This window comes from Jiangella sp. DSM 45060 (assembly GCF_900105175.1).
In the GTDB taxonomy this organism is placed as follows: Bacteria; Actinomycetota; Actinomycetes; order Jiangellales; family Jiangellaceae; genus Jiangella.
Genome location: NZ_LT629771.1, coordinates 2,457,494 through 2,480,812, shown reverse-complemented (window position 1 = coordinate 2,480,812; position 23,319 = coordinate 2,457,494). Strand labels below are relative to the sequence as shown.

The 23,319-nt window shown below is 72.8% G+C and carries 19 protein-coding genes; 5 read left to right on the top strand and 14 right to left on the bottom strand.

Features of this window, described 5'->3' with window-relative positions; translation table 11 throughout:
• Positions 1 to 171: 171 nt before the first annotated feature.
• On the bottom strand, positions 172 to 1,161 hold the full coding sequence (gene moaA / locus BLU82_RS11100; protein ID WP_092619751.1) for a GTP 3',8-cyclase MoaA: 990 nt from the start codon (positions 1,159 to 1,161) through the stop codon (positions 172 to 174).
• A gap of 58 nt (positions 1,162 to 1,219) precedes the next feature.
• On the opposite strand from moaA, the gene BLU82_RS11095 reads away from it, so the two are divergent.
• From BLU82_RS11095 to BLU82_RS11085, 3 genes are read left to right on the top strand one after another with little or no spacing between them, the layout of a single operon-like run.
• Positions 1,220 to 1,996 carry an SURF1 family protein gene (locus BLU82_RS11095; protein WP_157740813.1) on the top strand — a complete coding sequence of 259 codons (777 nt, stop codon included), beginning with the start codon at positions 1,220 to 1,222 and terminating at the stop codon, positions 1,994 to 1,996.
• 10 nt (positions 1,997 to 2,006) lie between these two features.
• The gene (locus BLU82_RS11090; RefSeq protein WP_092619746.1) at positions 2,007 to 3,794 is read left to right on the top strand and encodes a glycoside hydrolase family 15 protein; all 1,788 of its coding nucleotides are present in this window, start codon (positions 2,007 to 2,009) and stop codon (positions 3,792 to 3,794) included.
• Between the two features lie 21 nt (positions 3,795 to 3,815).
• Positions 3,816 to 4,577 (top strand): SDR family oxidoreductase, encoded by a 762-nt coding sequence (locus tag BLU82_RS11085; protein WP_092619743.1) that lies wholly within the window; start codon positions 3,816 to 3,818, stop codon positions 4,575 to 4,577.
• Between the two features lie 4 nt (positions 4,578 to 4,581).
• On the opposite strand, the gene BLU82_RS11080 is transcribed toward BLU82_RS11085, so the two are convergent.
• The 3 genes from BLU82_RS11080 to BLU82_RS11070 form a co-directional block, all read right to left on the bottom strand.
• Entirely contained in the window at positions 4,582 to 6,465 is a 1,884-nt protein-coding gene (locus tag BLU82_RS11080) for an ABC transporter ATP-binding protein (RefSeq protein ID WP_231947823.1), read from the bottom strand.
• Between the two features lie 625 nt (positions 6,466 to 7,090).
• Positions 7,091 to 7,312, bottom strand: coding sequence for a helix-turn-helix domain-containing protein (locus BLU82_RS11075; protein WP_074946318.1), 222 nt, complete (start codon positions 7,310 to 7,312; stop codon positions 7,091 to 7,093).
• Between the two features lie 125 nt (positions 7,313 to 7,437).
• Entirely contained in the window at positions 7,438 to 9,036 is a 1,599-nt protein-coding gene (locus BLU82_RS11070) for an ABC-F family ATP-binding cassette domain-containing protein (protein WP_092619737.1), read from the bottom strand.
• A gap of 107 nt (positions 9,037 to 9,143) precedes the next feature.
• On the opposite strand from BLU82_RS11070, the gene BLU82_RS11065 reads away from it, so the two are divergent.
• Complete coding sequence (locus BLU82_RS11065; protein ID WP_092619734.1) at positions 9,144 to 10,040, top strand: neutral zinc metallopeptidase; 897 nt, start codon at positions 9,144 to 9,146, stop codon at positions 10,038 to 10,040.
• A 7-nt stretch (positions 10,041 to 10,047) separates the two neighbouring features.
• Positions 10,048 to 10,719 carry an energy-coupling factor ABC transporter ATP-binding protein gene (locus BLU82_RS11060; protein ID WP_092619731.1) on the top strand — a complete coding sequence of 224 codons (672 nt, stop codon included), beginning with the start codon at positions 10,048 to 10,050 and terminating at the stop codon, positions 10,717 to 10,719.
• Here the strand turns inward: BLU82_RS11060 and BLU82_RS11055 are convergent.
• The 10 genes from BLU82_RS11055 to carA all read right to left on the bottom strand — a co-directional run bounded on the left by BLU82_RS11055 (position 10,716) and on the right by carA (position 23,302).
• Positions 10,716 to 12,737 carry a primosomal protein N' gene (locus BLU82_RS11055; protein WP_092619728.1) on the bottom strand — a complete coding sequence of 674 codons (2,022 nt, stop codon included), beginning with the start codon at positions 12,735 to 12,737 and terminating at the stop codon, positions 10,716 to 10,718. The two genes, BLU82_RS11060 and BLU82_RS11055, sit on opposite strands and share 4 nt — an antisense overlap.
• Positions 12,738 to 12,975: 238 nt before the next feature.
• Complete coding sequence (gene metK, locus BLU82_RS11050; protein WP_092619725.1) at positions 12,976 to 14,166, bottom strand: methionine adenosyltransferase; 1,191 nt, start codon at positions 14,164 to 14,166, stop codon at positions 12,976 to 12,978.
• Between the two features lie 135 nt (positions 14,167 to 14,301).
• Complete coding sequence (gene coaBC, locus BLU82_RS11045) at positions 14,302 to 15,516, bottom strand: bifunctional phosphopantothenoylcysteine decarboxylase/phosphopantothenate--cysteine ligase CoaBC (protein ID WP_092619722.1); 1,215 nt, start codon at positions 15,514 to 15,516, stop codon at positions 14,302 to 14,304.
• Between the two features lie 16 nt (positions 15,517 to 15,532).
• Positions 15,533 to 15,862: a DNA-directed RNA polymerase subunit omega gene (gene rpoZ / locus BLU82_RS11040; RefSeq protein WP_069115186.1), complete on the bottom strand. Its 330-nt coding sequence runs from the start codon at positions 15,860 to 15,862 to the stop codon at positions 15,533 to 15,535.
• 2 nt (positions 15,863 to 15,864) lie between these two features.
• On the bottom strand, positions 15,865 to 16,467 hold the full coding sequence (gmk, locus tag BLU82_RS11035) for a guanylate kinase (RefSeq protein WP_092619719.1): 603 nt from the start codon (positions 16,465 to 16,467) through the stop codon (positions 15,865 to 15,867).
• Positions 16,464 to 16,778, bottom strand: a complete 315-nt coding sequence (gene mihF, locus BLU82_RS11030; protein ID WP_026875881.1) for an integration host factor, actinobacterial type — start codon at positions 16,776 to 16,778, stop codon at positions 16,464 to 16,466. Before mihF ends, gmk begins: the two co-directional genes overlap by 4 nt.
• A gap of 185 nt (positions 16,779 to 16,963) precedes the next feature.
• Positions 16,964 to 17,788, bottom strand: coding sequence for an orotidine-5'-phosphate decarboxylase (pyrF, locus tag BLU82_RS11025; protein WP_370246315.1), 825 nt, complete (start codon positions 17,786 to 17,788; stop codon positions 16,964 to 16,966).
• A 32-nt stretch (positions 17,789 to 17,820) separates the two neighbouring features.
• Complete coding sequence (locus BLU82_RS11020) at positions 17,821 to 18,885, bottom strand: quinone-dependent dihydroorotate dehydrogenase (RefSeq protein WP_172885576.1); 1,065 nt, start codon at positions 18,883 to 18,885, stop codon at positions 17,821 to 17,823.
• Entirely contained in the window at positions 18,882 to 22,169 is a 3,288-nt protein-coding gene (gene carB / locus BLU82_RS11015) for a carbamoyl-phosphate synthase large subunit (RefSeq protein WP_092619713.1), read from the bottom strand. Before carB ends, BLU82_RS11020 begins: the two co-directional genes overlap by 4 nt.
• Entirely contained in the window at positions 22,169 to 23,302 is a 1,134-nt protein-coding gene (carA, locus tag BLU82_RS11010; protein ID WP_092619710.1) for a glutamine-hydrolyzing carbamoyl-phosphate synthase small subunit, read from the bottom strand. The genes carB and carA overlap by 1 nt, the downstream gene beginning before the upstream one ends.
• Between the last annotated feature and the right edge of the window lie 17 nt (positions 23,303 to 23,319).

The following is a 23,319-nucleotide window of genomic DNA, read 5'->3' as shown; positions in this document are numbered from 1 at the left end:
ATACTCCCCAGGCGCACGTTCCGTATTCCCCCGTCGGTGCGTTGCGTACCGGCGACGTCGGGCGGCTTCCCCCGTGGCTGCCCGGCGTCGTCCTCATCTCGCGGCCGTTTCACTGCCGCTCACCTGCTGATCAACGGCCGATAACCGCAGCTCACCGCCCTTTCGGCGGATTCAGCCGCCGATCGCCGACATCGGCCGCGACGGCTGGAGAAACCCGGGGTCATCGATGCCGTGACCGGCCGCCTTGGCGGCCATCGCGATCTCCCAGCGGCGGGCCAGTTCGGCGTCGTCGGCGCCCGAGCGCATGGCGCCGCGCAGGTCCGACTCCTCGCGCGCGAACAGGCAGTTGCGCACCTGTCCCTCGGCGGTGAGCCGGGTGCGGTCGCAGCTGCCGCAGAACGGGCGGGTGACCGACGCGATGACGCCGACGCGGGCCGGCCCGCCACCGACCAGCCAGGTCTCGGCCGGCGCGCTGCCGCGCTCGACGTCGCCCAGCGGCGTCAACGTGAACACCGACTGCAGCGACGCCAGGATCTCCTCGGCCGTCACCATGGTGGCGCGGTCCCAGCCGTGCTGGGCGTCGAGCGGCATCTGCTCGATGAAGCGCAGCTCGTAGCCGTGCTCGAGCGCCCACGCCAGCAGCTCGGGCGCCTCGTCGTCGTTGATGCCGCGCATGAGGACGGCGTTGATCTTGACGGGGTCGAGCCCGGCGTCGCGCGCCGCGGTCAGCCCGGCCAGGACGTCCTCGAGGCGGCGGCGGTGCGTCAGCGTCTCGAACCGGTCGGCGCGCAGAGTGTCGAGCGACCCGTTGACGCGGTCGAGCCCGGCGTCGGCGAGCGCGCCGGCCATCTTCGCCAGCCCGATGGCGTTGGTCGTCAGCGACAGCTCCGGACGCGGCTCCAGCTGGGCGCACGCGGCGACGATGTCGACCAGCCCGCGGCGCAGCAGCGGCTCGCCGCCGGTGAACCGCACCTCGCGCACCCCCAGCCGCTCGACGGCGATGCGGACCAGCCGCACCACCTCGTCGTCGGTGAGGATGTCCTGGCGCGGCAGCCAGGCCAGCCCCTCCTCGGGCATGCAGTAGGTGCACCGCAGGTTGCAGCGATCGGTCAGCGACACCCGGAGGTCGGTGGCCACGCGTCCATATCGGTCGACCAGCATCGTTCCAGCCTATGCCCCGGTGGGGCCAGAAGTGAGGCCTCGGCGTACCGTCGATGCCGTGTACAAGTTCCTGGCGTCGCGGCGCTGGCTGGTGCGCACGCTCGCCGGGGTGCTCCTGGTGCTGGTGTGCGTCCGCCTCGGGCTCTGGCAGCTCGACCGCAACGAGCAGCGGCAGGACCGCAACGCCGTCATCGAGGCCAACGTCGACGGCGACGCGGTGCCGGCCGCCGAGCTCGTCCCGCCCGGCCAGGCCCTGGCCGAGGGCGACGAGTGGAGCACCGTGCAGGTCACCGGCCGCTGGGACGTCGACAACGAGCTGCGGCTGCGGCTGCGCCCCGTCGACGGCACCCGCGGCGTGCACGCGCTGACCCCGCTGGTCGGCGACGACGGCACCGCGCTGCTGGTCGACCGCGGGTTCGTGCCCGCCGACGGCCGCGACGACGACGAGATCGAGCTGCCCACGCCGTCCGGCGGCGAGGTCACCGTCACCGCGCGGGTCCGGCACAGCGAGACCGGCCACGACGTCGATCCGTCGACGGGATCGGTGCGCTTCGTCGACGTCGAGGCGATCGCCGCCGGGCTGCCCTACCCGTTCTACGGCGCCTGGGGCGAGCTGATCACCCAGGACCCCGAGCCGGCGACGTCGCTGCAGCTCATCGACCCCCCCGCCACGGAGTCCGGGCCGCATCTGTCGTACGCGATCCAGTGGTTCCTGTTCGCCGTCGTCGGCGTCGGCGGGTTCGTCCTGCTGATCCGGGCCGAGGCGCGCGGCCGCGACGAGGCATCCGGCGACACCGGCGCCGACACCCCGGCGCGGGCCGGCCCCGTCGGGTAGACATGGGGACATGACGGGGCTGATCGAGGATCACGGCATCATCGGCGACCTCCACACCGCCGCCCTGGTCGACCGCGACGGCACCATCGACTGGCTCTGCCTGCCCCGGTTCGACTCCGCCGCCTGCTTCGCGTCGCTGCTCGGCACCGAGAAGAACGGCTTCTGGCGGCTCGCCCCGATGGGCGCCGGCCCGGCCGACCGCCGCTGGTACCGCGGCGACACGCTGATCCTGGAGCACGTCTGGGACACCCCCGACGGCAGCGTCAAGGTCATCGACTTCATGCCCGAGAGCACCGGCGAGCACGACGTCGTCCGCATCGTCGAAGGGCTGTCCGGCCGGGTGACGATGCACAGCGAACTGCGGCTGCGCTTCGACTACGGCCGCTCGGTGCCGTGGATGCACCGCGACGGCGGCCTCATCGTCGGCGTGGCCGGGCCCGACTCCGTCGCGCTGCACACCGAGGTCCCCACGTACGGCCGGTCGCTGACGACGCACTCCGACTTCGCCGTGAGCGCGGGCGAGCGGGTGAGCTTCGTGCTGGCGTGGGGGCCGTCGCACCACCCGCCCAGCCGGCCGGTCGACCCACTGCGCGCGCTCGACGAGACCGAGCGGTTCTGGACGGAGTGGGCGGCGCGGTGCCGGTACGACGGCCCGTACCGCGACGCCGTCATGCGCTCGCTGATCACCCTCAAGGCGCTGACGTACCAGCCGACCGGCGGCATCGTCGCCGCCCCCACCACGTCGCTGCCCGAGGACCTCGGCGGCGTGCGCAACTGGGACTACCGCTACTGCTGGCTGCGCGACTCCGCGTTCACGCTGGACGCGCTGATCCGCAGCGGGTACGTCGACGAAGCGCGGGCCTGGCGCGACTGGCTGATCCGGGCCATCGGCGGCAACCCGTCGGACCTGCAGATCATGTACGGCCTCAGCGGTGAGCGGCGGCTGCCGGAGTACGAGATCGGCTGGCTGGCCGGCTACGAGGGGTCCCGCCCGGTGCGGGTCGGCAACGCCGCCGCCGAGCAGCTGCAGATCGACGTCTACGGCGAGGTCATCGACACGCTGGCCCGGGCCCGTCAGCACGGGCTGCCGCTGGAGCGGCACGTGTGGGCACTGCAGGAGAAGCTGCTGCAGCACCTCGAGGGCGCGTGGTCGCAGCCCGACGAGGGCATCTGGGAGATCCGCGGCGAGCGCCGGCATTTCGTCCACTCCAAGGTCATGGCCTGGGTGGCCGCCGACCGCGCCGTCGACGCTCTGGAGGACGGCGGCGCGCCCGGGCACCCGGACCGGTGGCGGGCGCTACGGGCGACGATCATGAAGGACGTCGTCGCACACGGTTACGATCCGGATCGCAACACCTTCACCCAGTCCTACGACCACCCGGCCCTCGACGCCGCGCTGCTGCAGATCCCGATCGTCGGCTTCCTGCCGCCCGACGACCCCCGCGTCGCCGGCACCGTCGACGCCGTCGCGAAGGAGCTGTCCACCGACAGCGGCCTGGTGCTGCGCTACCGCACCGAGCACGACGTCGACGGCCTGCCGGGCGACGAGGGCGCGTTCCTGGCCTGCTCGTTCTGGCTGGTCGAGGCGTTGCACCTGACCGGGCGCCCCGAGCGGGCGCGGGACCTGTTCGAGCACCTGCTGAGCCTGCGCAACGACCTCGGGCTGCTGGCCGAGGAGTACGACCCGCGCATCGGGCGCATGGTCGGCAACTTCCCGCAGGCACTCAGCCACATCCCGCTCGTGACGGCCGCCTTCCTGCTCGCCGACGTCGAGGGTCCGGCCACCGGCCGCGCCTGACGGCTCGTAGGGTTGGTATCCATGGATCTCGGGCTGAAGGATCGCGTCTACATCGTCACCGGCGGCACCCGCGGGCTGGGCCGGGCCGGGGCCGAGGCCCTGGTCGCCGACGGCGCTCGGCTGGTGCTGACGTCACGCTCGCAGGAGTCGGTCGACGCCGCGGTGGACGACCTCGGCTCAGGCTCCGTCGTGGGCGTGGCGGCCGACAACGCCGACCCGGGCACGCCGGAGCGGCTGGCCGACCTCGCGCTGGACCGCTTCGGCCGGCTCGACGGCGCCCTGGTCAGCGTCGGCGGGCCGCCGGCCGGCCGCGTGGTCGACCTCGACGACGACCAGTGGAGGGCCGCGTTCGACAGCGTCTTCCTCGGCGCCGTCCGGCTGGCCCGGGTGGTCGCGGGCCGGCTGTCCGGCGGTGGCGCGCTGGCGTTCGTGCTGTCCAGCTCGGTGAAGTCGCCCATCGCCGGCCTCGCCGCGTCGAACGGGCTGCGGCCGGGCCTGGCCATGGTGATCAAGCAGCTGGCCGACGAGCTCGGGCCCGACGGCGTGCGCGCGGTGGGGCTGCTGCCCGGCAGCATCGAGACCGATCGCCTGCGCGAACTGGCCACGATGTCCGGCCGCGACCCCGAGGAGGTCAAGGCAGCGGCGTCGAAGGTCATCCCGCTGCGCCGCTACGGCCGCCCGGAGGAGTTCGGCCGCGTCGCCGCCTTCGTCCTCTCCCCCGCCGCGTCCTACCTCACCGGCTCCATGATCGCCGTCGACGGAGGCTCGATCCGCTCCCTGTGACCGCTCAGGCCGGGCGGGCGGCGTCCTGCAGGGCGAATTGGGTGCGGTAGAGCTCGGCGTAGGTCCCACCGGCGGCGAGCAGCTGCTCGTGCGTGCCGCGCTCGACGATGCGGCCGTCGTCGACGACGAGGATGGTGTCGGCGCCGCGGATGGTGGACAGGCGGTGGGCGATGACCAGCGAGGTGCGCCCGGTCAGCGCGGTCTCGAGCGCCCGCTGTACCGCCAGCTCGGACTCGGAGTCGAGGTGGGCGGTGGCTTCGTCGAGCACCACCACGCGGGGCGCCTTGAGCAGCAGCCGGGCGATGGCCAGCCGCTGTTTCTCACCGCCGGACAGCCGGTAGCCGCGGTCGCCGACGACGGTGTCGAGGCCCTCGGACAGCGACCGCACCAGCCCGGCGATCTGCGCCGCCTCGAGCGCGGCCCACAGGTCGTCGTCGGTGGCGCCGGGCCGGGCGTAGGCGAGGTTGTAGCGGATGGTGTCGTGGAACAGGTGCGCGTCCTGGGTGACGACGCCGACGGCCTCGTGCAGCGATTCGAGCTGGACGTCGCGCAGGTCGCGGTCGCCGACCCGGACGACGCCGGAGGTGGGGTCGTAGAGCCGCGACACCAGGTGCGTGATCGTCGACTTGCCGGCGCCGGACGGGCCGACCAGCGCGACCATCTCGCCCGGCGCGACGTCGAACGAGACGCCCTCGAGCACCGGCTCGGGCGCCGCGGCGGCCGGCCGGGCCACCGCCTCGAGCGAGGCCAGCGACACCTCGTCGCCCGGATAGGTGAAATGGACGTCCTCGAACCGCACCGACAGCTGCTCGTCGCCGCCGGGCAGCGGCCGGGCGCCGGGCGCGTCGCGGACCATCGGCGGGAGGTCGAGCACCTCGAACACCCGCTCGAAGCTGACCAGCGCCGTCATGATGTCGACCTGGACGTTCGAGAGCGCGGTGAGCGGACCGTAGAGGCGGGTCAGCAGCGCGGCCAGCGCCACCAGCGTGCCGACCTCCAGCGTGCCGCCGACGGCCAGCCAGCCGCCGACGCCGTAGACGACGGCGGTGGCCAGCGAGGCGAGGAAGGTCAGGCCGAGGAAGAAGTAGCGGGCGTAGAGCGCCTGGACGACGCCGATGTCGCGGACCCGGCCGGCGGCCTGCCCGAAGTCGGCGTTCTCGTCGTGGTAACGGCCGAAGATCTTCACCAGCAGCGCGCCGGAGACGTTGAACCGCTCGGTCATCGTCTGGCTCATCGCGGCGTTGAGCTGCATGGACTCGCGGCTGATGTCGGCCAGCCGGCGGCCGATGAAGCGGGCCGGCAGCAGGAACAGCGGCACCAGGACCAGCACGATGAGGGTGATCTGCCACGACAGCAGGATCATGGCGCCGAGCGCCAGCGCCAGCGTGACGACGTTGCTGACGATCTGCGAGAGCGTGCCGGTGAACGCCTGCTGCGCGCCGATGACGTCGCTGTTGAGCCGCGACACCAGCGAACCGGTCTGGGTGCGGGTGAAGAACGCGACCGACTGGCGCTGGACGTGGTCGAAGACCTGGCGGCGCAGGTCGAAGATCAGGCCCTCGCCGACCCGGGCGGACATCCACCGGCCGAGCAGCCCCAGGACGACGTCGACGACGGCCAGCCCGGCCACCGCGAGGGCGGCCCACACGACGACCGACCGGTCGCCGGTGCTGACGCCGTCGTCGATGAGGACCTGCAGCAGCAACGGCACGGCGACCGCGGACGCCGCGGCGGCGATGGTGGTGGCGAGGAAGACGGCGATCTGACGGCGGTAGGGCCGGCCGTAGCCGGCGATGCGCCGGACCGTACCCCGCGCCAGCCGTTTGTGCGTGACCGACTGGTCGCCGGAGAACGACCTGGAGGCGCGCCAGGCGTGACCCATCCCCATCGACACCGGCGCCGACCTCCCTCGCGTCCGACTGCACCATCATGCGACCTGGCGCCGACAACGTCGGGCGCGCGGGGGTTCTTCCCCCGTTCGCTCTGAGCGTGCCGCCTGCCGTGTGCCATGACGGCGGATCGTCACGCACGGTGATCGCCGCCGCGGCGGCGGACTTGGGCGCATTCGTCACGCATGGTGACGGAACCGGTCCGTACCGGCCGCCCGCCGCCGAAGCGTGCGGAGCGTTTCCGGGCATGGCGAAGCGCCCGATGGCCCCTCGCGCAAAGAACGCGAACGGGCACCGACACTGCCTTCACGTCACTCTGCGTGAAAGCACACCCATTACTCGGGAATGGCGCGAAGCAAGATCAACAGTGCGGAGTGCGACCGTTTAGGCTGTCCGAAATGCCGGACTCGCCGATCGGCTCCAAGAAGGCCCCACGGTTTCGAGTACGACGACTCGAGAATCCGCCGAACGATTCACCGGCCGGGCTGACTCGGTGATTCGCCGCCGCTCGCCCGTACGGGCGATGCGCGCCGGGGACCGCGCGATGGGTGACGAAGCGTTAGTCGGGGTGATCGAGCTGCTGGAGGCCACCCTCCTCCGGCATCTCGACCAACTGGGGCTGTGTCAGGCCTGCTTCTTCGCCTTGCCTCGTGTGGCCCCTCCACGGCCTCGTAGGTTGACACCGGACTCCGACAGAACCCGGTGGACGAACCCGTAGGAACGCCCGGTTTCGGTGGCGAGCTCGCGGATGCTCCGACCACCTTCGTACTTCTTCTTCAGGTCAGAGGCGAGCTTGTCACGCTGCCCCCCACTGATCCGCGCGCCTTTTACCAACTTCTCGGCCACGCGTCCTCCCGTTTCGTTGTCCTGCATGACAGAGGACAATGATCCGCTCCATTACGCTTTTTCGCCACTCGAAGACGCGATCGTCCCTCGATGGAACGAAAAAACGCAGGCGGGATCGGCCTCTCCTATGCGAGTGAGACGAGCTCCGCATAGTCAGGGTTCCACAGATCTTCGACTCCGTCGGGGAGCAACACGACCCGTTCCGGGCCCAGCGCCTCGACGGCGCCTTCGTCGTGCGTCACCAGGACGATCGCGCCGGCGAACGAGCGCAGCGCGGCCAGCACCTCCTCGCGGGAGGCGGGGTCGAGGTTGTTCGTCGGCTCGTCCAGCAGCAGCACGTTCGCGCTGGACACGACCAGCGACGCCAGCGCCAGGCGGGTCTTCTCGCCGCCGGACAGCACGGCGGCCGGTTTGTCGACGGCGTCGCCGGAGAACAGGAACGAGCCGAGGACCCGCCGCGCCTCCAGCTCCGGGAGGTCGGGAGCGGCGCTGCGCAGGTTCTCGAGGACCGTGCGCGAGGTGTCGAGCGTCTCGTGCTCCTGGGCGTAGTAGCCCAGCCGCAGCCCGTGCCCGGGCTCGACGCCGCCGGTGTCGGCCTCCTCGATGCCGGCCAGCAGCCGCAGCAGCGTCGTCTTGCCGGCGCCGTTGAGGCCCAGGATGACGACCCGGCTGCCGCGGTCGATGGCGAGGTCGACGTCGGTGAAGACCTCCAGCGACCCGTACGACTTCGACAGCCCGGACGCGGTGAGCGGCGTCTTGCCGCACGGCGCGGGGTCGGGGAAGCGCAGCTTGGCCACCTTGTCGGAGCGGCGCTGCTCCTCGAGGCCGGCCAGCAGCCGCTGCGCCCTGCGGTCCATGTTCTGCGCCGCGGTGGCCTTGGTGGCCTTGTAGCGCATGCGGTCGGCCTGCGCCTTGAGCGCGGCGGCCTTCTTCTCGGCGTTGGCCCGCTCGCGGTGCCGGCGGCGCTCGTCGGTCTCGCGCTGGGCCAGGTAGGCCGTCCAGCCGATGTTGTAGACGTCGAGGGCGGCGCGGTTGGCGTCGAGGTGGAAGACGCGGTTGACGGTCTTGTCGAGCAACGCGACGTCGTGGCTGATGACCACCAGGCCGCCCTTGTAGGCCCGCAGGAAGTCGCGCAGCCACACGATGGAGTCGGCGTCCAGGTGGTTCGTCGGCTCGTCCAGGAGCAGCGTCTCGGCGTCGGAGAACAGGATGCGGGCCAGCTCGACCCGGCGCCGCTGGCCGCCGGAGAGCGTGCGCAGCGGCTGGGCCAGCACGCGGTCGGGCAGCCCCAGGCTGGCGGCGATGCTGGCCGCCTCGCTCTCGACGGCGTACCCGCCGGCCGCCAGGAACTCGGCCTCGAGCCGGGCGTAGCGGCGCATGCCGCGCTCGTGCTCGGCGGCGTCGCTGGACGCCATCTGCTTCTCGGCCTTGCGCATGCTCGCGACGACGACGTCGAGCCCGCGGGCGCTGAGGATGCGGTCGCGGGCGATGACCTCGGGGTCGCCGACGCGGGGATCCTGCGGCAGGTAGCCGATGGGGCCGGTACGCACCACGGAGCCGGACGCCGGCTGGCCCTCGTCGGCCAGGATGCGGGTCAGCGTGGTCTTGCCGGCGCCGTTGCGGCCGACCAGGCCGACCTTGTCGCCGGGACCGATGCGGAAGCTGGCGTCCTCGAGCAGGATCTGCGCGCCTGCGCGCACTTCGAGCTGATGAGCGGTGATCATGTCAGGGTGAACTCTCCGTGGCCTCGGAATGGGTGGGCGATCGGTCCAGCACGATCAGTCCGCCACGGGCATCATGGTGTGCAGTCTACGCGGGAGGTGAATCGGCCATGAAGTTCAACCGGCGAGCACGCCTGGATCCTTCCCAGGTGTCCGACCAGCGCGGCCGGCGCCCGGCCGGCCGCACGGCGGCGGCCGGCGGCGGCATCGGCGTCGTCATCCTGACCCTGCTCGCGCTGCTGACCGGCACCAACCCGGCCGACCTCCTCGGCGGCTCGGACTCCCCCGCGGTCGAGGCGGCCCCGGGCTCGGAGGGCGAGCTGGAGCGCGAGTGCCAGGTGGTCGCCGACATCGACGAGAACCCCGACTGCCGGTTCGTGCTGTACGTGAACTCGACGCAGGACTTCTGGGACGACTACTTCGCGGCGGCCGGCGAGCGGTACACGCCCGCCACCACCACGTTCTTCACGTCCTCCGTCACCACCCGGTGCGGCACGGCGTCGTCGCAGGTCGGGCCGTTCTACTGCCCCGGCGACCAGAAGGTCTACCTCGACCTCGGCTTCTTCGAGCAGCTGCGCACCACCTACGGCGGGCCGAGCGGCCAGTTCGCCGAGGCGTACGTGCTGGCGCACGAGTACGGTCACCACGTGCAGAACCTCACCGGCCAGATGCAGCGCGTGCGCACCCAGTCCGGCCCGTCGTCCGACGCCGTCCGGCTGGAGCTGCAGGCCGACTGCTACGCCGGCATGTGGGCGCACGCCGCCACCACGGCCGACGACGAGTCCGGCCAGCCGCTCATCACCGAGTTGACGAACCAGGACATCGCCGACGCGCTGTCGGCCGCCGAGACCGTCGGCGACGACTACATCCAGGAGCGGTTCCAGGGCACCGTCACGCCCGAGTCGTGGACGCACGGTTCCAGCGAGCAGCGGCAGCGCTGGTTCACCACCGGCTTCGAGACCGGCGACATCGCGGCCTGCGACACCTTCGCCGCGTCCTCGCTGTGATGTCCCGGTGATCGAGGTCGACGCCGTCACGCACCGGTACGGCGACCGCACGGTCCTGCGCGACGTCACCGTCACCCTGACGGAGCACCGGGTCGGCGTCATCGGGGCGAACGGTTCGGGCAAGTCGACGTTCGCGCGGCTGCTCAACGGCCTGGTGCTGCCGACGTCGGGGTCGGTGACGGTGGACGGGCTGTCGACGCGGGGCCGGTCGGGCGCGCAGGTGCGGCGGTCGGTCGGGTTCGTGTTCACCGACCCCGACGCGCAGATCCTGATGCCGACGGTCGCCGAGGACGTCGCGTTCGGGCTGCGTGACCTGCCCTCGGCCGCCGTGGCCGAGCGGGTCGCCGAGGCGCTGGAGTCGTTCGGGCTGGCCGGGCACGCCGACCACCCGGCGCACCTGCTGTCGGGCGGGCAGAAGCAGCTGCTGGCGCTCTGCTCGGTGCTGGTGACCGAGCCGAAGGTGCTCGTGTGCGACGAGCCGACGACCCTGCTGGACCTGCGCAACACCCGGAAGGTGCTGACGCTGCTGAGCGAGCTGCCGCAGCGGGTCGTGCTGGTGACGCACGACCTCGACGCCGTGCTGGCCATGGACCGCGTCCTCGTCTTCGACGACGGCCGCCTGGTGTTCGACGGGCGCCCGGCCGACGCGGTGGCGTTCTACCGGGAGATCTCCGCCTAGCCGAAGTCGACGGGGTCGACGCGGACGCGGACCGATCCCCCGGTGCGCCGGGCCGACCGGATGCCGGCCGCCGACCGCAGCGCCCCCGCCAGCGCCGTCCCCGCCGCACGGGGCGCCCGGATCATCGCCCGCGCGCCGTCGTCGACCGGGACCGGGCCGATGACCTCGGCGCCGTCGGGGAGGTCGAGGTGCATGAGCAGGTCGTCGACGTCGGCGGGGGCGCCGGTGAGCTCGGCCACGCGGGCGGCCGGGGGCAGGTGCAGGCCGGACCGCTCGGCCAGCTCGCGTCCGGCGAAACCGGCCGGGTCCCAGCGCACCAGCGCCTGCACGGCCGGCGCACCGGGGTCGGCGACGACGACGATCTCGCCGCCCATGGTGCCGGGACGGACGAGCGCGGCGGCCCGCAGCCAGCGCCGCAGCGCCTCCTCGGCGGCCCGCAGGCCGGTGCGGGCCAGCAGCGCCGTGCCGTCCAGCAGCAGCGCCGCCGCGTACCCGCCGGCCGCCACCGGCTCAGCACCCGGGGTCGCGACCACCAGCGCCGGCTCGGCCTCGACCGAGGAGCGGACGGCGTCGCCGCGCGACAGCAGCACCGGGACGCCCGGGAACGCCCGGCCCAGCTCCTCCGCCGTGCGCCGCACCCCGACGACGGTCGCCCGCAGCGCGCCGTGCCCGCACTCGCCGCAGCGCCACGACGGGTACTCCGTGGCGCACCACGCGCACCGCGGCGGCCGGTCGGCCTGGCCCAGCACCAGCGGCCCGGAGCAGGCCGTACAGCGCGCGGGCGTGCGGCAGCGGCCGCAGGCCACGCCGGGCAGGTACCCGGCCCGTGGCACCTGCACCAGGACCGGCCCACGGCCCAGCCCGGCCCGCGCCGTACGCCACGCCAGCGACGGCAGCCGGGCGGTGCGGGCGGCTTCGTCTCGGGCCTGCTCGTGGTCGTCGCCGCTGGAGTGCACCCGCGGCGCCGCGGCCCGCACGGCCGGCCGCGACGGCGTCACCGGCCGCGCCCAGCCGGTCGCCACCAGCTGCTCGGCCTCGGCGGTGCGGGCGAATCCCCCGACGACGGCGGCCGCGCCGGCCTGGAAGGCGCGCAGCAGCAGCACCTCGCGCGCGTGCGGGTACGGTGCCCGCGGCTCGGCGTGCAGGTCGTCGCCGTCGTCCCAGACGACCACCAGGCCGAGGTCGTGCACCGGCGCGAATGCCGCCGACCGGGTTCCGACGACGGCCCGCACGGCCCCGCGGCGCACCGCCAGCCAGCGCTTGTACCGCGTCGACGGCCCGGCGTCGGCGGCCAGCTCGACGTGGCTGCCCGCGCCCAGCAGCGCCGTCAGCGCGGCCGACGCCAGCTCGAGGTCGCGGCCGTCGGGCAGCACCACCAGCGCGCCGCGTCCGGCGGACAGGGTCGTGGCCACCAGCCGGGCCACGAGGTCGGGCCAGTCGGCCGCCGGGCCGGGGTTCCAGACGGCACGTGGCGCTCCCCCGCCGGCCAGCGCGTCGAGCAGCGCGACGCCGTCGACGTGCTCGGCCCAGCCGCCGGGGTCGGGCCGCTCCGGTGCGTCCGGCGGCTCGGGCGACGCGGCCTTCTCGGCGGTGGCGTGCCGGGGCGGGACGGCCAGCCGCAGGACGTCGGAGACGGTGCCGGCGTAGCGGTCGGCGACGGCGCGGGCCAGCGCGACGATCTCGGGCGCCAGCACCGGCTCGGCCGACACGACGCGGCGGAGCCGGGCCAGCTTGCCGTCGTGGTCGCTGGAGTCCTTGCGGGCGACGACGAAGCCGTCGTGGTCGGTGCCGGCGAAGCGCACCGACACCCGCGCGCCCACGACCGCGTCGTCGTCCATCGAGGCGGGCACGAGGTAGTCGAACGGCCGGTCGAGGTGCGGCAGCCCGACGTCGACCAGCACCGACGCCACCTGCCGCTCGCCGGCGAGCGGCTCGGGCTCGCGCGTGCGGAACCGGCGCCGGCCGGGCGCGGCGACCAGCGCCAGCTGATCGGGCTCGGCCGGCTCGGATGCGCTCACAGACCGTTTCTACCCGAGGACGCGGTCCAGTTTCTCCACGACTCCCACCTGAGCGCCCAGCCAGGTGCCGTCGGGCGAGGAGAACGCGGACGTGACGAAGCCCAGCGTGCTGCGGTGGTGTCGAGCAGCGGCCGGTCCGGGTCGGGGCGGCGCCCCGGCGCATGCCATCACGCTACGGACGCCGTTCCGCACGCCGCTGGGCCTCGGGGGACGATCTTCGCCTCGGCCGCGCGGACGATCAGCCGGCGGCGGCCCTCAGGGCATCGACCCGATCCGTGCGCTCCCAGGTGAAGTCGGGCAGCTCGCGCCCGAAGTGCCCGTATGCGGCCGTCTGGGCGTAGATGGGCCGCTTGAGGTCGAGGTCGCGGATGATGGCCGCCGGGCGCAGGTCGAAGACCTCGCTGACGGCCTTCTCGATGCGCTCGACCGGGACCGTCTCGGTGCCGAAGCTCTCGAGGAACAGCCCGACCGGCTCGGCCTTGCCGATGGCGTACGCGACCTGCACCTCGCACCGGCGGGCCAGCCCGGCCGCGACGACGTTCTTCGCCACCCACCGCATGGCGTAGGCGCCGGAGCGGTCGACCTTCGACGGGTCCTTGCCGCTGAACGCGCCGCCGCCGTGGCGGGCCATGCCGCCGTAGGTGTCGATGATGATCTTCCGCCCGGTGAGGCCGGCGTCGCCCATGGGGCCGCCGATCTCGAACCGGCCGGTCGGGTTCACCAGCAGCCGGAAGTCGTGCTCGTCGAGCTCGAACGTCTCGAGCACCGGCTTGACGACCTGGTGCGCGATGTCGGGCGTCAGCAGCTGCTGGAGGTCGATGTTGGCGGCGTGCTGCGTCGACACGACGACGGTGTCGAGGCGGACCGGGCGGTCGCCGTCGTACTCGATGGTGACCTGGGTCTTGCCGTCGGGGCGCAGGTACGGCACGGCGCCGGAGCGGCGCACCTCGGCCAGCCGCTGCGCCAGCCGGTGCGCGACGATGATCGGCAGCGGCATCAGCTCGGGCGTCTCGTCGCTCGCGTAGCCGAACATCAGCCCCTGGTCGCCCGCCCCCTGCAGGTCCAGCGGGTCGAGGTCGCCCTCGACGCGATGCTCGTAGGCGGAGTCCACACCCTGCGCGATGTCCTGCGACTGCGAGCCGATGGAGACCGACACGCCGCACGAGTAGCCGTCGAAGCCCTTGGTCGACGAGTCGTAGCCGATACCCAGGATGGTGTCGCGCACGATGCCCGGGATGTCGGCGTAGCCCTGGGTGGTCACCTCGCCGGCCACGTGGACCAGCCCGGTGGTGACCATCGACTCGACCGCGACGCGGCTGTTCGGGTCGTCCTTCAGCAGGGCGTCGAGCACGGCGTCACTGATCTGGTCGCAGATCTTGTCTGGATGACCTTCGGTGACGGATTCGGATGTGAACAGACGTAGAGACAACGCAAGCCCCCTCTTGACGCGGACTACCGTCCGAGCAGCCCAACTGTAGGGTAATGTCTCCGCGCCCGCGCGCGGGAGTCCACTCAGTGGACAGTTTTCGGCCGCATCCTGAGACGCGGCGATGTCAGCCGGCGGTCAGAGGCGAGCCCGGACGAGATCCCAGACGACGTGCGCGAGGGCCGACTTCGGGCCGCTCTCGACGGTGACGGAGCTGCCGTCGGCACCCAGCACGACCGCGGCGTTGTCCTCGGACTCGAAGCCGCGGTCGGCGCCCACCTCGTTCACCACCAGCAGGTCGCAGCCCTTGGAGGCGAGTTTCGCCCGGCCGTGGTCGAGCACGCTGCCGGACGCGTCGCCGGTCTCGGCGGCGAACCCGACGACGACCTGCTTCGGGTCGGGCCGGTGCGCGGCGAGGTACGCCAGGATGTCCGTGGTGCGTTCCAGCTCGATGACCGGCGACGAGCCGTCGGCCGTCTTCTTGATCTTGGTGTCGGCGTAGGCGGCCGGCCGGAAGTCGGCGACGGCGGCGGCCATGACGACGGCGTCGGCGCCGGCCGCGGCCTCGACCATGGCGTCGTACAGCTGCGCCGCCGAGCCGACCCGCACGAGGTCGACGCCGGCGGGGTCGGGCAGCGCCACGTTCGCCGCCACCAGCGTGACCCGCGCGCCGCGGGCCGCCGCAGCCCGGGCCAGCGCGTAACCCTGCCGGCCGGACGAGCGGTTGCCGAGGAACCGGACCGGGTCGAGGTGCTCGCGGGTGCCGCCGGCGGAGACCACGACGTGCCGGCCGGCGAGGTCGGGACCGGCGTCGGCCGCGGCGCCGCGCGTCAGCACGTCGGACACGTACGCGAAGATGTCAGCGGGCTCGGGCAGCCGGCCCTTGCCGGTGTCGGCGCCGGTGAGCCGCCCGACGGCCGGCTCGACCACCAGCGCGCCGCGCCGGCGCAGCGTCTCGACGTTGGCGACGGTGGCCGGGTGCTCCCACATCTCGGTGTGCATGGCCGGCACGAACACCACCGGCCCGCGCGCCGTGAGCAGCGTCGACGTCAGCAGGTCGTCGGCCAGCCCGGCCGCGGCCTTCGCCATGAGGTCGGCCGTGGCCGGAGCGACCACGACGAGGTCGGCGTGCCGGCCGATGCGCACGTGCGGGACCTCGTGCACGTCCTCGAACACCTCGGTGCGCACCGGACGGCCCGACAACGCGGCCCAGGTCGGCTCCCCGACGAAGCGGAGGGCCGACCTGGTGGGTACGACCGTGACGCCGTGACCGGACTCGGTGAGACGGCGCAGCAGGTCGGCGACCTTGTAGGCGGCGATGCCGCCACCGACGCCGAGGACGATCTCGGCCATCAGCCGCGACCGGCCGTCAGCTCTGCTCGGCCGTGTCGGCGGCCTGCGCCGGCGGCGTGGCCGGCAGCTCGGCGTCGATGTCGTTGGGGTCGATGTGCTCGGCCGTGAGCAGGCCCGCGTCGATCTCGCGCAGCGCGATGGACAGCGGCTTCTCCTGCACGTGCGTCTCGACCAGCGGCCCGACGTACTCGAGCAGGCCCTCGCCCAGCTGCGAGTAGTAGGCGTTGATCTGCCGCGCCCGCTTGGCCGCGTAGATGACCAGCCCGTACTTGGAGTCGGTCTTGGCCAGCAGGTCGTCGATGGGTGGGAAGGTGATGCCCTCGGCTACGCCTTGGGTTCCGGCCACGTTCATGCCTCCGGGCTTGTCAAGTGGGGTGTACGCATCAAGGCTACCAACTCTTCGCAAACCGTCTCGACGTCGGTGTTCACGAGCGTGACGTCGAACTCGGCCTCCGCGGCCAGCTCCTCGCGCGCGGTGGCCAGCCGGCGCTCGCGCTCGGCCTCGGTCTCGGTGCCGCGGCCGACGAGCCGGCGGACCAGCTCGTCCCAGCTCGGTGGTGCGAGGAACACGAACAGCGCGTCGGGGATGGTCTCCCTGACCTGGCGGGCGCCCTGCAGGTCGATCTCGAGCAGCACGGAGTCGCCGTTGGCCAGCGCACGTTCCATCGGGCCGCGCGGCGTGCCGTACTTGGCCCGCTTGTGCACGACCGCCCACTCGAGGAACTCGCCCTGCTCGATCATCTTGTCGAACGTGGCGTCGTCCACGAAGTGGTAGTGCTCGCCGTCGATCTCACGCGGCCGCGCCGGCCGGGTGGTCGTGGACACCGAGATCCACAGCTCCGGATGGGCGGCGCGCAGTTTCTTGACGACGGTCGTCTTTCCGACCGCCGTCGGCCCCGACAGGACGATGATCCGCGGGGCCGACCGCGGATGGGACGTGTGCAGGCTCAACCGCCGAAACGCTCGATCAGCGCCGCCGACTGGTTGGCACCCAGGCCGCGCACGCGACGGGTCTCGGCGATGCCGATCTCCTCCATGATCTGCTTGGCGCGGACCTTACCGACGCCGGGCATCGACTCGAGGAGGGCGGAAACCTTCATCTTGCCGATGACCTCATTCTTCTCGCCTTCCTTGAGCACGTCACCGAGACGGGCTCCGGCGTTCTTCAGGCGGTTCTTGACCTCCGCACGCTCCCGGCGAGCTTCGGCAGCCTTCTCGAGAGCGGCCGCGCGCTGTTCGGGAGTCAGGTTAGGGAGCGCCACGAGCGGGTCACCTCTGTTGTGTCGTTGTGTGGATGTGGGTCCGGCCACCGCTTCCGGCAACCTTGTTTCAGGAACCTAGCGAGTGAACCACCAGGTCAGCAACGTAATCCACCGTACCTGTCCGGACGAATCCACGGTACGAGGTCCCCCGCGTGTCGCGCTGGAAGTCCGCGGATTTGCGCCGGTCAGGCCCGGGTGGAGGCACGAAACAGCAGGTCACGGACGTCCTCGATGGTGCGGACCGCCGCCGCGCGGAGCGCGTCGAGGGCCGGACCGGCGCCCAGGACCTCCCTCGACACCGCCGGCACGACCTGCGGCAGCGCCGCGCCGAACACCGTCGCGAGGTCCGCGACGGTGGCGCCCTGGGCCCCGATGCCCGGCGCCAGCAGCGGCCCGCCGACGGCGAGGTCCTCGCCCGTGGCTCCCGTGGTGGCGCCGACGACGACGCCGACGCTGCCCAGCGGGTCGCCGGCGGCCAGCGCGGCGGCGTTGGCGGCACGGACGTGTGCCAGCATCGTCCCGGCGACGGTGCGCCCGCCGGCGGTCGTCGCGTGCTGGACCTCCGGGCCCTCCGGGTTCGACGTCAATGCCAGCACGAACACGCCGTTGCCGTGGGCCGCGGCGGTGTCGAGCACCGGGCGCAGCGACTCGAAGCCCAGGTACGGCGACACGGTGACGGCGTCGGCGCACAGCGGCGACGCGGGGTCGCAGTAGGCGTCGGCGTAGGCCTGCATCGTCGAGCCGATGTCGCCGCGCTTGACGTCCAGCAGCACCAGCGCGCCGGCCGCCTTCGCGTCGGCGATGACCCGTTCCAGCACGGCGACGCCGCGCGAGCCGTGCCGCTCGAAGAACGCCGACTGCGGCTTGAGCAGCGCGACCGTCTTGCCCAGCGCCTCGACGGCGGTGCGGGCGAACCGCTCCAGCCCGGCGGCGTCGTCGTCGAGACCCCAGGCGGCGAGCAGGCCGGGGTGCGGGTCGATGCCCGCGCAGAACTGGCCGCGGGCGGCCATCGCGGCGTGCAGCCGCCGCCCGAACGTCTCCGTCACGGCTCCTCCTCGATCAGTCGCGCCAGCTCGCGCTGCACGCGGGCCGGCCAGAACGGCCCGCCGTAGATGAACGCGGTGTACGCCTGGACCAGCGTGGCGCCGGCCCGCAGCCGCTCGTGCGCGTCGGCGGCGGAGCCGATGCCGCCGGCCGCGACCAGCGTCAGCCGGTCCCCCACCGCGCCGTGCAGCAGCCGCAGCACCGCCAGCGACCGGTCGGCCAGCGGCGCGCCGGACAGCCCGCCGGCGCCGGCCCGCTCGACCGCCAGCGGCGTGGAGCGCAGCCCGTCGCGGCCGATGGTGGTGTTCGTGGCGATGATGCCGTCCAGCTCGAGCTCGAGCGCCAGCTTCGCGACCGCCAGGACGTCATCGTCGCCGAGGTCGGGCGCGATCTTCACCAGCAGCGGCACCCGGCGCGACGTGACGGCGTCGGCCTGCGCCCGGACGGCGGTGAGCAGCGGGCGCAGCTTCTCGACCGCCTGGAGGTCGCGCAGGCCGGGCGTGTTCGGCGAGCTGACGTTGACGACCAGATAGTCGGCGTACGGGGCGAGCAGCCGGGTGCTGGCCTCGTAGTCGCCGACGGCCTCGGCCTCCGGCACGACCTTCGACTTGCCGATGTTGACGCCGACGACGACCGGCAGCGCGCCGCGCCGGCGGCGTCGCCGGGCCAGCCGGGCGGCCACCACGGCGGCGCCGTCGTTGTTGAAGCCCATGCGGTTGACGACGGCGCGGTCGGCGACCAGACGGTGCAGCCGCGGCTTCGGGTTGCCCGGCTGCGGGCGGCCGGTGACCGTCCCCACCTCGACGAACGCGAAGCCGAGCGCGGCCAGGGCGTCGATGCCGACGGCGTTCTTGTCGAACCCGGCGGCCAGCCCCAGCGGTCCCGGGAAGTGCAGCCCGAACGCCTCGACACCCGGCCCGCGCGGGCCGAGCCGGCGCCGTCCGTACGCCGCCAGCCCCGGCACCCGGGCCGCCACGCGCATCGCCGTGAACGCGCCCTTGTGCGCGGTCTCGGCGTCGAGCCGCGACAGGACCCGCCGGAACAGCTGGTCGTACGCCGTCACGACCGGTCGGCCCAGGACTGCAGCGACCGGACACCCACCGACTCGGCCCGCAGCGACTCGATGCCCTGCACCGCCGCGGCCAGTCCCTGTGTCGTCGTGATGCAGGGGATGTTGCCCTGGATGGCGGCGCGGCGGATCTCGTAGCCGTCGGCGCGCGGGCTGCCGCCGGTCGTCGTCCCGCTGGGGGTGTTGATGATGAGGTCGACGTCGCCGGCGAGGATGCGCCCGATGATGGTCGGGGTGCCGTCGGGTTCGTGGCCGACCCAGCGTTTGCGGACGACCTCGGCCTCGACGCCGTTGCGGCGCAGCACCTCGGCGGTGCCGGCGGTCGCCAGGATGGTGAAGCCGAGGTCGGCCAGCCGCTTGACCGGGAAGATCATGTGCCGTTTGTCGCGGTTGGCCAGCGACACGAACACCGTGCCGGACGTGGGCAGCGCGCCGAACGCCGCGGTCTGGGACTTGGCGAACGCGGTGCCGAACTGCTCGTCGATGCCCATGACCTCGCCGGTGGAGCGCATCTCCGGGCCGAGCAGGGTGTCGACGCTGCGGCCGTCGGGGGTGCGGAACCGGTTGAACGGCATCACCGCCTCCTTGACCGCGGCGGGCGCGTCGGCGGGCAGGTCGACGGCGTCGCCGGTCGCGGGCAGCAGGTGCTCGTCGCGGAGCTGGGCGATGGTGGCGCCGAGCATGACCCGGGCCGCGGCCTTGGCCAGCGCGACGCCGGTGGCCTTGGACACGAACGGGACCGTCCGCGACGCCCGCGGGTTCGCCTCGAGCACGTAGAGGACGTCGCCGGCCAGCGCGTACTGCACGTTGAGCAGGCCGCGGACGCCGACACCGCGGGCGATGGCCTCGGTGGACGCCTTGATGCGGGCCAGCTCGTCGCGGCCCAGCGTGATGGGCGGGAGCGCGCAGGCGGAGTCGCCGGAGTGGATGCCGGCCTCCTCGATGTGCTCCATGACGCCGCCGAGGTAGAGCTCGTCGCCGTCGAACAGGGCGTCGACGTCGATCTCGACGGCGTCGTCGAGGAACCGGTCGACCAGCACCGGGTGCTCCGGGCTGGCCTGGGTGGCGCGGCCGATGTAGTCGGCCAGCGTGTCGTCGTCGTAGACGATCTCCATGCCGCGCCCGCCCAGCACGTACGACGGGCGCACCAGCACCGGGTAGCCGATGGTGTGGGCGATGTCGCGCGCTTCGTCGAACGAGCTGGCCGTGCCGTGCTTCGGCGCGGGCAGCCCCGCCTCGGCGAGCACCCGGCCGAACGATCCGCGGTCCTCGGCGAGGTCGATGGCCTGGGGGCTGGTGCCGACGATGGGGACGCCGGCCTCGGCCAGCGCCGCCGCCAGACCCAGCGGGGTCTGCCCGCCGAGCTGCACGATGACCCCGGCGACCGGCCCGGCCTGCCGCTCGGCGTGCACGACCTCGAGGACGTCCTCCAGCGTCAGCGGCTCGAAGTAGAGGCGGTCGGAGGTGTCGTAGTCGGTCGACACCGTCTCGGGGTTGCAGTTGACCATGACGGTCTCGTAGCCAGCGTCGTGCAGCGCCATGGCCGCGTGCACGCAGGAGTAGTCGAACTCGATGCCCTGGCCGATGCGGTTCGGCCCGGACCCCAGGATGATCACCGCTTCGCGCTCGCGCGGCCCGACCTCGGTCTCCTCGTCGTAGGACGAGTAGTGGTACGGCGTCTTCGCCGCGAACTCCGCGGCGCAGGTGTCGACGGTCTTGAACACCGGCCGGATGCCCAGCGCGTGCCGGACGCCGCGGACCACCTCGGCCGGCGTGCCGCGCAGCGCCGCCAGCTGGACGTCGGAGAAGCCGTGCCGCTTCGCCTCGCGCAGCAGGTCAGGCGTCAGCTCCGCCGCCACGCGGACCTCGTCGGCGACCTCGGTGAGCAGCAGCAGCTGATCGAGGAACCACGGGTCGATGCGGGTGGCCTCGTACAGCTCGTCGACGGTGGCGCCGGCGCGCAACGCGTCGAGGACGTCGCGCAGCCGCCCGTCGTAGGGGCGCTTCACCTTCTCGGTCAGCTCGGCCTTGTCGCCGGGCGGCGTCGCGAAGTCGAGCGCGCCGTCGGACTTCTCCAACGACCGCAGCGCCTTCTGCAGCGCCTCGGTGAAGTTGCGGCCGATGGCCATCGCCTCGCCCACGCTCTTCATGTGCGTGGTCAGCGTGGAGTCGGCGGCCGGGAACTTCTCGAACGCGAACCGCGGCGCCTTCACGACCACGTAGTCGAGCGTCGGCTCGAACGACGCCGGGGTCTCGCCGGTGATGTCGTTGGGGATCTCGTCCAGCGTGTAGCCGAGCGCGACCTTCGCCGCGATCTTCGCGATCGGGAATCCGGTCGCCTTGCTGGCCAGCGCGGACGAGCGCGACACCCGCGGGTTCATCTCGATGACGATGAGCCGCCCGTCGGCGGGGTCGACCGCGAACTGGATGTTGCAGCCGCCGGTGTCGACACCGACCGCACGGATGATCGCGATGGCCTGGTCGCGCATGACCTGGTACTCGCGGTCGGTCAGCGTCAGCGCCGGGGCCACGGTGACGGAGTCGCCGGTGTGCACGCCCATCGGGTCGACGTTCTCGATGGAGCAGACGATGACGACGTTGTCCGCGCCGTCGCGCATGACCTCGAGCTCGTACTCCTTCCAGCCGAGGATGCTCTCTTCCAGCAGCACCTCGGTCGTCGGCGACGCGTCGAGCCCGGCGCCGGCGATGCGGCGCAGGTCGTCCTCGTCGAAGGCCATGCCCGAACCGGCGCCGCCCATCGTGAACGACGGCCGCACCACCACCGGGTAGCCCAGCTTCTCGACCGCGCCCAGGCAGTCGTCCATCGAGTGGCAGATCTCCGACCGCGCGGTCTCGCCACCGACCTCCTCGACGATCTTCTTGAACGACTCGCGGTTCTCGCCCCGCTCGATGGCGTCGATGGACGCGCCGATCAGCTCGACCCCGAACCGCTCGAGCACGCCACGCTCGTGCAACGCGACCGCCGTGTTCAGCGCCGTCTGCCCGCCCAGCGTCGCCAGCAGCGCGTCGGGACGCTCCAGCGCGATGACCTTCTCGACGAACTCCGGCGTGATCGGCTCGACGTAGGTGGCGTCGGCGATGTCGGGATCGGTCATGATCGTCGCCGGGTTGCTGTTCACCAGGATCACCCGCAGGCCCTCGGCCCGCAGCACCCGGCACGCCTGCGTCCCCGAATAGTCGAACTCACACGCCTGGCCGATGACGATCGGGCCCGAGCCGATGACCAGGACGCTGTCGATGTCCGTGCGCCTGGGCATCAGGCCTCCTTCTTCGTTGTCATGACCTCGGTGAACCGGTCGAACAGGTAGGCGGCGTCGTGCGGGCCGGCCGCGGCCTCGGGGTGGTACTGGACGGAGAAGCCCTTCAGCCGGCCTGCCCCGTCGCGCAGCGCCAGGCCCTCGACGACGTCGTCGTTGAGGCAGACGTGGCTGACCTCGGCCTTTCCGTACAGTGTGTCGGTGGCGACGTCGCGCGGGGCGTCGACCCCGAAGCCGTGGTTGTGCGCCGTCACCTCGACCTTGCCGGTGGAGCGGTCCTGGACCGGCTGGTTGATGCCGCGGTGGCCGTAGCCGAGTTTGTACGTGCCGAAGCCGAGCGCGCGGCCGAACACCTGGTTGCCGAAGCAGATGCCGAAGAACGGCAGGTCGCGCTCGAGCGCCGCCTGGACGACGCGCATCGGGTGGTCGGCCGTGGCCGGGTCGCCGGGGCCGTTGGACAGGAACAGCCCGTCGGGCTGCCGGCTCAGGACGTCGTCGATGGTCGCCGTCGCCGGGAGTACGTGCGTCTCGATGCCGCGCTCGGCCATGCGCCGCGGCGTCATGGTCTTGATGCCGAGGTCGAGGGCGACGACGGTGAACCTCGGCTCGCCCTCGGCCTTGACCACGTACGGCTCTTGGGTGCTGACCTCGGCGGCGAGGTCGGCGCCGAGCATCTCCGGGCTGTCGAGGACACGCCGGCGCAGCGCGTCGGGGTCGGTCTCGACGGTGGAGATGCCGACCCGCATGGCGCCGCGTTCGCGCAGGTGGCGGGTGAGCGCGCGGGTGTCGATGCCGCTGATGCCGACGACCCCCTGGGCCGCCAGCTCCTCGTCGAGGCCGCGCCGGCTGCGCCACGACGACGCGCGGCGGGCGGGGTCGCGGACGACGTAGCCGGCCACCCAGATGCGGCCGGACTCGGGGTCGTCGTCGTTCACCCCGGTGTTGCCGATGTGCGGCGCCGTCTGCACCACCACCTGGCGGTGGTAGGACGGGTCGGTCAGCGTCTCCTGGTAGCCGGTCATGCCGGTCGAGAAGACGGCCTCGCCGAACGTCTCGCCGGGCGCGCCGTACGAGCGGCCGCGGAACGTCCGGCCGTCCTCGAGCACGAGCAGCGCCGGTGCGCTCGTCGTCATGGTTCTCCCCTTTCGGA

Excerpts from the sequence above, each read along its gene's own strand:
- moaA (WP_092619751.1), bottom strand. The coding sequence starts at position 1,161 with ATGCTGGTCGACCGATATGGACGCGTGGCCACCGACCTCCGGGTGTCG.
- BLU82_RS11090 (WP_092619746.1), top strand. The coding sequence starts at position 2,007 with ATGACGGGGCTGATCGAGGATCACGGCATCATCGGCGACCTCCACACC.
- BLU82_RS11085 (WP_092619743.1), top strand. The coding sequence starts at position 3,816 with ATGGATCTCGGGCTGAAGGATCGCGTCTACATCGTCACCGGCGGCACC.
- BLU82_RS11080 (WP_231947823.1), bottom strand. The coding sequence starts at position 6,465 with ATGGGGATGGGTCACGCCTGGCGCGCCTCCAGGTCGTTCTCCGGCGAC.
- BLU82_RS11070 (WP_092619737.1), bottom strand. The coding sequence starts at position 9,036 with ATGATCACCGCTCATCAGCTCGAAGTGCGCGCAGGCGCGCAGATCCTG.
- BLU82_RS11065 (WP_092619734.1), top strand. The coding sequence starts at position 9,144 with ATGAAGTTCAACCGGCGAGCACGCCTGGATCCTTCCCAGGTGTCCGAC.
- coaBC (WP_092619722.1), bottom strand. The coding sequence starts at position 15,516 with ATGGCCGAGATCGTCCTCGGCGTCGGTGGCGGCATCGCCGCCTACAAG.
- pyrF (WP_370246315.1), bottom strand. The coding sequence starts at position 17,788 with ATGGCCGCCCGCGGCCAGTTCTGCGCGGGCATCGACCCGCACCCCGGC.
- carB (WP_092619713.1), bottom strand. The coding sequence starts at position 22,169 with ATGCCCAGGCGCACGGACATCGACAGCGTCCTGGTCATCGGCTCGGGC.
- carA (WP_092619710.1), bottom strand. The coding sequence starts at position 23,302 with ATGACGACGAGCGCACCGGCGCTGCTCGTGCTCGAGGACGGCCGGACG.